We start from the raw sequence: 10420 nt of genomic DNA on the forward strand, positions 1-10420 counted from the left end.
CCCCCCCCCCCCCCCCCCCCCCCCCCCCCCCCCCCCCCCCCCCCCCCCCCCCCCCCCCCCCCCCCCCCCCCCCCCCCCCCCCCCCCCCCCCCCCCCACGACCCCGCCCCCACCGAGAACTACACCCAGTTGGCATCGTCGGCAGCGTCAGATGTGTATAAGAGACAGCCAATAAAGAGTGCCTGGCCTTGAGGATCAGTAAACCCTGTCATCCCAGATGCTATAACCCGAAGTGCCCGCGCTCTTATGGCTCCAGCTAATGGACTTATACTTTACCTGCACCTTTTCAAACGGCATTTTGTCACCCTCATCGATGGAGTGGGGGTAGATACAGGTGATATCGACAAGGGTGGCCTCGGTCAATTTAACTTCGTAGTAAAGTTCTAACCAGATTACCTATAAATAACTGGGGTTGTCTATAAAAACGCATGCGCAGCAGTTTTTGTTATTCAAAATTAAAATGTCAGCCCCTTGTTCAATTATAAAAATGTATGTTATTGACGCTTTTATCTGTGCTTGATTGGCGTAGGTTACCATGCGAAAACAGACGTTGTTATTTACTTGACAGCGGCAGGGGATGCCTGAGCCGAATGGATCACAAATCCCGGTGGACAGAGGCTGCGAAAAAGCGACAATAAGCGGGTTAACTTAATCAAAGGACATGAAGTAATGCATACACTTGACGCTATTGAGCAACGCCGCGCGACCAAACAGTTCGATACCCAGCATGTGATGACGCTGGATGAGAAGAAAGCGCTGCTCAATATTGCCCTGCAAAACACCCCCAGTGCTTTCAACCTGCAACATTGGCGCCCGCTGCTGATCGAAGATCGTGCACAGCGTGAGCATATCCGCGAGGTGGCCTGGGGCCAGGCGCAGGTAACCGACGCCTCCATGCTGGTTGTACTGTGTGGCGATCTGTCCAGTTGGGAATCCCAGGTGAAAAACATCTGGCGTGAAGCGGCGGAACCGGTGCAACAGTTTATGCTGCCCGCTGTCGATCAATATTACCGTGGTAAGGCTCAGGTGCAGCGTGATGAAGTGATGCGCAGCAGCGGCTTGTTTGCTCAGACTTTGATGCTGGCAGCCAAGGCTCAAGGTTATGACTCTTGCCCAATGGACGGCTTTGATTTTGACGCCGTGGGCAAGATCATCAATAAGCCCGAGCACTACCAGATTGCGCTGATGGTGGCGATTGGCAAGGGCATCGGCCAACCTTATCCGCGCATTGGTAAACTGCCGGTTGATGAGATTGTGCAGATCGACCGTTTTTAATTGAATTGCCTCTCTCCCCGTTGGGAGAGAGGTTGCTGAACTAACCCATCCCCTGAATAATTTTCCCCAAACTTTCACGCTGCGCTCCACTGAGCGCTTGCGCAGCGCCGTGGCCCGCATTCTCAGCGATTAATTGATATAACCCCACCAACCAATCGTAGATATACAGCGCCGTGTTATTGATCGGTTCGACCGGTAACGCAGTCATGCGTAGATCGGCGCTCTGGCTGGGTTTGGTAAAGATCTTATGGCCGCGGTTAATGCGGCTTTCTGGCCGTTGCGCCTGCGGACGCAGCTGGAAGCCAAGCCAGGCGACAAAATCTCCCAGCACCGTCAAGGTACAGGCGATTTGCCGCTCGACGTGATTTTCCCTGCTGTGGCCCGCGTGTCCCGGTTCGGCCAGGGCATTCCCTAGGCGTTGCCAGATATCCAGCCGGAAACTGGCGGTGATCAACTCATCGGCCAGCGTGGTCAAGGTGGCCGTTTCAACCGCCAGCAGGTCGATTAACGCACGATTATCAGTCAGATTACGCAGTTGGGTGATCCATAGCTGTTGCACCTGCAAAACCACGTTGGCGCCAGACTCCAGCGGAGAGGCCGCTGTAGGTTGCTCGTCAAACAGATCTAACGCGATCGCCAAGGGATCGTCGTTATGCGGGCGATCTTGCTGTTGCTGGCAAAAGAGTGGCAGCAGGGCGTTGCGGTCAGGCAACAGGTGCTCCAGCAGTTCACCATGCAGCGTGGTGCGGTCTTGCAATGCTTTTACCGTGGCCTTGGCAAGGGGTGCTTTATTCTCGGTTTCTACATTGAGCCAGCGGCCAAGCAGGTTATGCCGTAAATCTTGCTCAAGCCGATCGAAACGTTGTTGCAGGCTATTATGACGGGCTGCGACATTCACCGAAGTGAGAAGATAGTCGGTCATTCGCCGGACTTCATCTTCATTCATCGCCAGCAGCGTTCCCCAAACCTCGCCGGGATGGCCAACGTAACGTTGTACGGCTTGGTCAAAATGGGCCGACGAACGCCGATCGTACGGGGTAAATGCCCAGATCAACTCGGGATGCCCACGGCTGCCTCCTTCCTGATGGTGTTGTACCCAATAATCCAGCGCCCGGCCGACCATGGTTGCTTCTTCACGGCAGGCCGCCGCATGGCAGACGATCAACGCTTGCATGGCCTGTTGGTCGCTATAGCGTTGTAGCAACGTGAGGCTCTTGGCCTGCTGCAGGCTCTCATCGTCTGCCCTATAGGCAGGCAGGTCCAGATAATCGGTCTGCGCAAAGCCGCTATGGGCCGGGGGGCTTTGTAATGGGATCAGCAATTCTGCGACCAATAACCTCAGCTCTGCCACGGGCATCGTTATCACGCCGTTATCGAGTTTGAGTTGAACCTTGTCATCGGTCTCTTCCAGGTTTGCTGGCGTAAGGATGCCATAGCTGGGCTGCTGATTTTCATCCGTCAGCAGGCTGAGCGGAGCCAGCACGCTTGCTGCGCCCTCCAGTTGTTCCAGCCGGTAAGCCAAGCGACGATAACAGGCGGTTAGTGCCGGTTCTTTCCCCCACAGCGGAGCAAACAACTGTGCCCGGTCATCAATGGACAGATAGGGAGCGATAGCCAAGGCGTTTGGCCAGTATTCGCTGTCCCAGCGCTGTTGTAACCGTGGGTCGTCTGTACGCAGGCTATCCCAGAGGGCAACAATATCATCGGCACCGATGCCCGGCAGAGCCTGAGGTTGGCAACGTTTTGTCAACGAGGTGAGGAGTTCTTCGACCTCTGTTTTTTCTATTGCCTGTTCCGTATGACTGCTACGCGCCAGCATGCACACTAACTCCACCGCCGTGAGCAACTGAAGCTGCACTGGATAATCAGGATCTTGTTGAGGTACGGCGTGGCTAAAGCGGATCGCTACCCCTACGGCGGAGTGCCCTGGGCGGATATGTGTCAGGTAATCCAGCGTTTTACCGGCGAAGGTGGTCGCCAGGCAGTCTGGCTCGGCCGTGGCCAGCGAGGCGATAAGATGATTTTTTGCCGCTTGCGATCGGCCATAAAAGCCCAGCGCCCCCGGTTGAGTGGCGGCAATCGCCAGCCGCTGAAGCCGAATGCGACATCGGCGCAGGTTAAGCATTAGGGTTGGCGCTTCTAGTGCAAAACGGGGCGTCTGCAGGCGGGCATTATCCGCCCAGACCAGCGCCTGAGCGATACCTTGATTTAATAACGGCCAGCGCTGGGTAAACGGGGAGATTGGGGGGATGGCTGACTTCATGCAAAAACGCTCCCGCTGTCGATCCAATAGTGGGTAGCCCCGGAGGCACTGTCGATCAGCGTATTCAATTTGAGTTGCAGATGTTCGGTGGGCACCGGGCTACCGTCTTCCAGTTCGGCGCTAGTGACGCTCCAGCGAGCGGGAGAGTCCGGCTGCGGAGCAATTTTAACCCGTAACAGGTTATCGCCAGCCAGGTTACGCGCCAGCTGCGGATCGATAATCGTCAGGGTAAACAGCGGGGCGGCGGGCCAGTGCTCGTTATCTAACTGACGGAATCCCAGGCACAACGCACCGTTGAGGGCAAAGCTGACGTTGCTGTCCAAGCCGCCATCCGGGGTGTCCAGATCGAGATCGGCATAAAAAACCTGATTGGCGGGCAGGCGATTGTCCCCATCCAGGCGCCCCAGATAACGCACCGTTGAATAAGGGCGGAAATCGGCCGCTTTGAAGTAAACGCCTGGTAAGCGCAACTCCAGTGCTAACAGACACAGCATAGCACCGACCGCCGCAGTGGATTTGGGATTGTCGATCCGCCCTTGCTGGCTGAAAGGATACCAGCCGCTGGTGTGATAACCATCCAGCGAAACAATACGGTTGATCGGCACCGGCTGGAGCTGCCGGAACAGGGCCTGAATGCCGGGGAACCGGGAAGGGCGGCCAGTGAGCAGCAGCACGTCACAGTTGTGCAGGGCGATCACCTCGGTCAACAACCGCAGATTGCGGGTAAGTGCCATGCGTGATGCCAGGAATTCGGCGTGCAAGTGGTTCAGCCGCAGGATTAGCGGCGTCTGCAAAACGTCAAACAGTTCTGCCTCTGCCGGTAAACCGCGTTGTACCGCAGCATTGATATATTTCAAGACGTTATCGGTGGGCTTTTGCGTCAACAGTTCGCCCAGCACGGCGTCTATCTCGCTGCGAGTCTGCACCGGGGTGAAGCTTTCATAGCGCTCCAGGATCGCCTGAGCGAGCGGGATGAAAAGTTGCAGTGTCACTTGTTGCTGCAGCACTGGGCTCTCTTCCTGACCAAAAAGTTCTGCCATCAGGGCTGCCGGTTCTGCCACGCCGACGCGTTTGAATTCGGCCTGTAGGGCGGGTAATAGATACAGACGGATCACTTCCAGCAGAATGTCATCGCCCGCCACCTTGAACCCTTCACGGAATAACAGATGTGGCGTCACTTTGACGTTGTTGCCAGCCGTCTCTTCCAGACGGTACTGGGTGATTGCCAAATCGGTGGTGCCGCCGCCGATATCCACCGAGGCAATACGCAGCGTTTTCCCCGGTTCAGCGGAGTCTGGACGTGCCATGGCGCTAAAGAACGCCTCAGCCTGGCCCGCGAAGTTGACCTGGATTTCGTTATACAGATAGACCATCTGGCCACAGGTGGCCTCATCCCACTCCATCTGCACGGCGGGGACCGGCACCGAACTGGCTATGCCGCTCAAGTCTTCATCTGCCGAATGCCAACCCATACCTTGCCACACGAGCGCGATCGCTTCATGCATCCGCTGGCGGAAGATTTCACGTTCCGGTACCGGCATAGCGGAAGGCAGGGTCAGAATGATATTACGCAAACGGCGAGGTGCTGCCCCGTCCCGCAAAGACAGGCGCTGGGCCACGCTGTTGATCTGCATCAGCGCCTGGGCCAACAGCTCGCTCAGCATCAGGGCCATCAGCGAACTGCGGCTGTAGTTTGGGGTGAAAACCGGCAGGCGCTCTTCCGGTGGCAGGCTGGATAACGGCTGGCCTTGGTCATTGATCAACAGAGCCAATGGTGTCGCGATAGCAGGCGGTTCCTGCAGGCAATGCTCTGCCGTACGGTTGAAGCGCCAGCCTGGGGCGTAGCTCTCCTCATCCCACAGATAGCGCCGTGGGCTGGATAGGCCGGTAGATGCCGTATCGCCTTGCCGTTGCAGCGCCAAACGGCAGGCTTCATGGCCCACCCGAGTCAGGGAAGGCCACAAAAACGCATCGTCGCGGCCACTTTCAAACGAATAATTGGCCTTGCCAAAGTTGGCAGGGGCAAATTCCGTGCGGCTGGAAAACAGGCCTTGGTGCAGATAATGCGGTTCGCTGAGATCGCGCAGTTGCAGTTCATAGCTGTGTTTCAAGCCGTTGCGTTCCGCCGGGTGATCTTCTACCAGGATGCCGCAGGTATGAGAGTTGCCGACATCAAGTATCAAATCCACATTCACCGCGGCTTGCTGCACATCGCTGCCTAGGGTGATATTCGGCACGCTTAGTTGGCTGCCCAGCAGTTCCAGCAGGTTCAGGTAATGTGCCTGATATTCAAATTCGCGCAGCGAAGCGTTGATATTGCGTTCCGGGCGCTGCTCCAGGGCGATGGCCTGTTGGGTAAAGACCTCGCGTAGCCAGCCATCCACCCAGGTGGCATCCAGGAAATCCCCAAGATCCTGGCTATGGTGCGCCAGCGCAAAGCTCAACCCGGTGATGATGTCCTGCTGATTAGGAGCCAACTGTTGGTTTTCATGCCCTGCTGGATAGACTTGGGTATCAAATGCCAACGTGATGCGCAACGTGTGGCCTTGCCGATCCGGCTGATCCAACCGTCTGATTTGCATGCGTACCCAGTTGTCCGGCCCGCTGAGAAAACTGTTTGGCGGGTTGAAGCGCAAGAACGGCAGCGGTAACCAAACGCGATCTAGCAGCCGCAATGACTGCTCCAGAGGAAAGCTGAATTCCGGGCGCACCATTTCGGCCGGTTCGCCTGGGGCTACCGGCAGGAAATAGCGATCCTTGGCCTGATGATAGTTCAGCCGCAGCAGTGGGCCGTTGGCGGTCTGTCGGACAAATTTGCCAGGGCGCTCGGCATCCAATACCGGTGTAAGGGAGAAGTCCAGAAATTGGATCCCGCTGTTGGGTATCAGCGTAACGCGCTGCGGATATGCGATGGGGGTCGCCAACATTATTTACTCTCGCGCTTGATCGTCATAGGGAATACCGTTTCGTTGTTGCCATAGCGCCCGCTGCATTCTGCGGCTGCGCCAGCTTCACCTTGCTTACACACCAGCTCCGGCATTTGATAACGGGAACCGTCGCTGCAACGGGCCTTGGTACGGCTGTTGATCACCAGATTACCGGATTGCATCAGACCGGCGTTGACCTCAACCCGGCAGGTGACTTTGTCACCCTGAACGATCCTGGCGGTGCCCTTGCCACGGTTAAACTGATACAGCAGGCTCGGCGGTTTGCCAGTCAGCGGATCCTTGATCGCCAAGGTGACGCGCCATTTACCGTTGAGGAAGGTGGTAGAACCGGCTTTTACCGCTTCAGCGGGTAACGTCAGCGCCAGTTTATCGACCACTGCCGGTGTGATGACCGGCGGGGGCAGCACCTCCGCATAGCCTAATGGCAACTGTAGAGCGGCGGGAGTAATAACCGGCTTGGGTTGTATCTTGGCTGGCTCCGCCATTTTTATTGCTGGCTGTGGGGTTGGCTTAGGGAGTAACAGCCAGATCGCGGCGGCCAGAATGAAAGCAGCAGGCAGTAGCAACAGCCACCAGGCGTGGTGAGGCTTGTCATCCGCCACGGGGGACAGAGGTGCGGGCTGTTGCGGTTCAGCAATGGGCTCGGCAATGGGTTCAATAGTCGGTGGGGCGATGGGGGGCGCGGGGCGATCTTTCGGGCGTAGGCAATCCAAAGGCGCGTTGCGGATCTTGCCATCGGCTTTCACGCACCCCCAGAAGGTAATCACCGGTTTGCCATCTACCAGGAAAACGGCGTTCTGATCCGGGAACTGCATGGCCTTGCTAAGCAAGGTCGCAAACATTTGCAGGTTGGCTTTACCACTGTGGTGAGCGCGTAGACTGATGGCTTCTGCGGTGGTCTGGAAATGCTCCAACAGCGGCAAGGCGGCTGCCCGTGCATCGTCATCGGCCGCTTGCCAGGAGATCGCCCGTCCAGCGATTGGCGCATACCAGTCAATGCGGTTGCCTTGTGCGTTGGGGATCGGGATCGCCAGGCAATTCGCGACGGCTGGCTGTTGCTGGAGGCGCAACGCCTCACGTAACTGCGACGCCAACGCATAGACAGGTTGCCCATTTTCGCCCAATGTAAGAACGTCATCTAGATTGCCACTGCGTAAAAAGGGTTTTGCCACACCGGATGCCTTGCTTTTAAGCTAAATGTCTAGTTTAAGTGGCTATAGCCTGATCAAACGTCTGAAAACAGGGGCAAAGTGGCATCTGTTTTGTGCATCGGATTGCCAGCGGTAGCGAACGATATTATCCTGCAACTTGCTGTTTTGCTTTTCCGAGAAAGACCCTGAGTTTAATTGGAGTGGATGTAGCGATGAAAACGCCAGAGATACCTGCGAATGAAGTACAGCGATTGAAGGCTCTGCGTTCCCTGCATCTGTTGGACACTCTGCCAGAAGAACGCTTCGATCGGGTGACACGCATGGCCCGCCGGTTGTTCGGTGTACCCATTGCCTTGGTGAGTCTGGTCGACGAAAACCGCCAATGGTTCAAGTCCAACTGTGGGCTGGGGGCCGCTACGGAAACGCCAAGAGATATCTCGTTGTGTGGTCACGCCATCCTGGGTAACGATATTTTGTTCATTCCCGATACGCTGCAGGACGATCGCTTTGCGGATAATCCGCTGGTCAAAGACTCACCACACATCCGTTTCTACGCCGGTTGTCCATTGAGCTACTCTGGCGATCTAAAAATGGGCACTCTGTGCCTGATTGATGACAAACCCCGGCAGTTTGATGCCGAAGATGCGGTGGCGCTACGCGATCTGGCCTCGATGGTGGAGGATGAGCTACGTGCCTTTCAGGCATCAACCTCTGACGAACTGACGCAAATATCCAATCGCCGTGGCTTTATCTCCCTGGCAGGTCATATGCTGCATCATTGTCAGATGAAAGGGGTTAAGGCCAGCCTGATATTTATCGACCTCGACAAATTCAAGTTGATTAACGACACCTACGGTCATGGGGAAGGTGACCGGGCGTTAATCTACTTTTCCGAGCTGATGAAACGGGTGTTTGGCTATTTTGACGTGATAGCCCGTTTAGGCGGTGACGAGTTTGTCGCGCTGATGGGCAGCCGAACCAAAAGCGAAGCCGAACAGGGGATTTTAGCCTTGCAACGCTACGTGGATGAACATAATGCTTCACAGATCACCCCTTACCAACTGGCGTTCTCCTATGGCATCGTCGAGTTTGATCCCTCTGCGCCCCATAGCCTGGAAACCTTGCTGGCAGAGGGAGACTCCATCATGTACCGGATCAAGAAATCCAAGTTCATGCAGGGGTAATCGGCAAGTTATTCGCCCCACCAGACTCAAGTACGGACCGGGGACATGGTGAACACATTTCTTGCGGGGCGAAAAGCCCAGACTCGGTACGTAATGAAATGGCAGATCCCCCATCTCACGGCCTCAAAAGTACTCATACCTATGTTGTGAGTGTTAACCAAGTGTTCCTGATGCTCAGCCCTGTACAACTCACAGCGTAGGGGCGCAGCATGCTGCGCCGTTTAAGTTCGCTTTAAAGGTAAACTAAACCGCTTGCCTAAAGATCTCTGAAAGAGAATGATCCGCTTTGCCTAGATACTTACAATTTCTCCTTCAAGTTGCTCCGGTGGTATCTTTACGTACAAGACCCAAATGGAGCGGCACAATGGCTGGTCAAGATAAAAGTAAGATTCCCGACTGGAAAGCTCTCGAACAACTTGTTGCCATGATACAAAGGCAACTTTCTCCCGATGCTGTAGTGCAACACAATGTGATGCTTGATGGTATCCATAGCGAAACCAAAAGACAGGTAGATGTTCTGGTGGAGCAGTCCATTGGTCAGTACAAGATGCGTATTGTCATTGATTGTAAGGACTACGCTAATCCGGTGGATATCAAAGGTGTTGAAGAATTTCACGGGTTAGTACAGGACGTATGTGCGCATCAGGGGGTTTTGGTTTGTCCCACTGGTTTTACTAAATCAGCTTTGCGACGTGCTCAGAAATTACAGATTGCGCTTTACCGGCCAGTATCTACAGGCGACCATAAATGGCGGGCGGAAGTCACTGCTCCTGTATTGTGTGATTTCAGAAATAGCTTCATGAGTTTTGGGATTAGATACTCTACACCTAAACCGCTGCTAATTCCCAATGAGTTTTATAAGTTGCAAGTCTACAGCCCCGAAAACGAGCGATTGGGTACGGCGTTAGGGATTGCTCAGGCTCGATGGGATAATGGTGCTTTACCGAGTGAACCGGGGGAGCATGAAGAGTTGCTGATATTTGAGGGGGCTAAAACTCAAATTGATAATGGATACGGTGACAAGGTAGAAGTTACTTTAACTCTTCGACTTCTTGTAAAACAAAATTTATATCTCGGCCATCTACCCATTGAAGATATAAACGGCTTACAAGATGAGCATACCGGACACATTGTTACTAATGCTTTCACATTGGGTGGGCTTAACCCTGATGAGGTTGAACGAGACTGGCAACGGGTCGAAGATATGAGCGCTATTGAATTTGAACCCCTTCTGAAAGTGGTTGGCTATAACCGTTACGGGATTGGATCCTGATTAGCAGCGGTCTTGATTCTAATAATATAGGAGCAGCTAAATGCAGAGCGAAATAATCACGCAGAAAAATGGAAAAGGTATCTTTGATCGCAAGGCTTGGTTAGCTGAGTCCAAAAAGCTGTATTTATCAGCAAAGCTTTTGAGAAGTGAAGGCGACCGAAATAAAAGCTTATTTCAGGCCGCAAGTAAGAAGAATCCCATTTCGCATGAATATTTCTTTTATTTAACTCAGCCACATACCTATCATCATCAACTTTACCAATCGGGTATCTGTCTCTTATACACATCTCCGAGCCCACGAGACAGGAGGTATCATCTCGTATGCCG

Annotated in this window: 6 protein-coding genes and 2 pseudogenes; 4 read left to right on the forward strand and 4 right to left on the reverse strand. The window is 54.5% G+C overall.

What is annotated here, in order from left to right:
• Positions 1 to 194: 194 nt before the first annotated feature.
• Positions 195 to 386 (reverse strand): annotated as a pseudogene (gene tssD / locus JHD74_RS24485) (type VI secretion system tube protein TssD); the annotation flags it as partial.
• Positions 387 to 668: 282 nt separating this feature from the next.
• On the opposite strand from tssD, the gene JHD74_RS24490 reads away from it, so the two are divergent.
• Complete coding sequence (locus JHD74_RS24490) at positions 669 to 1274, forward strand: nitroreductase family protein (RefSeq protein WP_024530294.1); 606 nt, start codon at positions 669 to 671, stop codon at positions 1272 to 1274.
• Between the two features lie 40 nt (positions 1275 to 1314).
• On the opposite strand, the gene JHD74_RS24495 is transcribed toward JHD74_RS24490, so the two are convergent.
• From JHD74_RS24495 to JHD74_RS24505, 3 genes are read right to left on the reverse strand one after another with little or no spacing between them, the layout of a single operon-like run.
• Positions 1315 to 3537: a virulence factor SrfC family protein gene (locus tag JHD74_RS24495; protein ID WP_199063724.1), complete on the reverse strand. Its 2223-nt coding sequence runs from the start codon at positions 3535 to 3537 to the stop codon at positions 1315 to 1317.
• Complete coding sequence (locus JHD74_RS24500; protein WP_199063725.1) at positions 3534 to 6464, reverse strand: virulence factor SrfB; 2931 nt, start codon at positions 6462 to 6464, stop codon at positions 3534 to 3536. Before JHD74_RS24500 ends, JHD74_RS24495 begins: the two co-directional genes overlap by 4 nt.
• Complete coding sequence (locus tag JHD74_RS24505) at positions 6464 to 7657, reverse strand: SrfA family protein (protein ID WP_199063726.1); 1194 nt, start codon at positions 7655 to 7657, stop codon at positions 6464 to 6466. Before JHD74_RS24505 ends, JHD74_RS24500 begins: the two co-directional genes overlap by 1 nt.
• Positions 7658 to 7848: 191 nt before the next feature.
• On the opposite strand from JHD74_RS24505, the gene JHD74_RS24510 reads away from it, so the two are divergent.
• The 3 genes and pseudogenes from JHD74_RS24510 to JHD74_RS26720 all read left to right on the forward strand — a co-directional run.
• The gene (locus tag JHD74_RS24510; protein WP_024530290.1) at positions 7849 to 8820 is read left to right on the forward strand and encodes a sensor domain-containing diguanylate cyclase; all 972 of its coding nucleotides are present in this window, start codon (positions 7849 to 7851) and stop codon (positions 8818 to 8820) included.
• A 364-nt stretch (positions 8821 to 9184) separates the two neighbouring features.
• On the forward strand, positions 9185 to 10093 hold the full coding sequence (locus JHD74_RS24515) for a restriction endonuclease (RefSeq protein ID WP_024530289.1): 909 nt from the start codon (positions 9185 to 9187) through the stop codon (positions 10091 to 10093).
• Positions 10094 to 10133: 40 nt separating this feature from the next.
• Positions 10134 to 10420, forward strand: a pseudogene (locus JHD74_RS26720) (hypothetical protein); the annotation flags it as partial.

Origin of the sequence: Serratia sp. ASV30, from assembly GCF_016428815.1 — a bacterium.
Taxonomy (GTDB): domain Bacteria; phylum Pseudomonadota; class Gammaproteobacteria; order Enterobacterales; family Enterobacteriaceae; genus Chania; species Chania fonticola_C.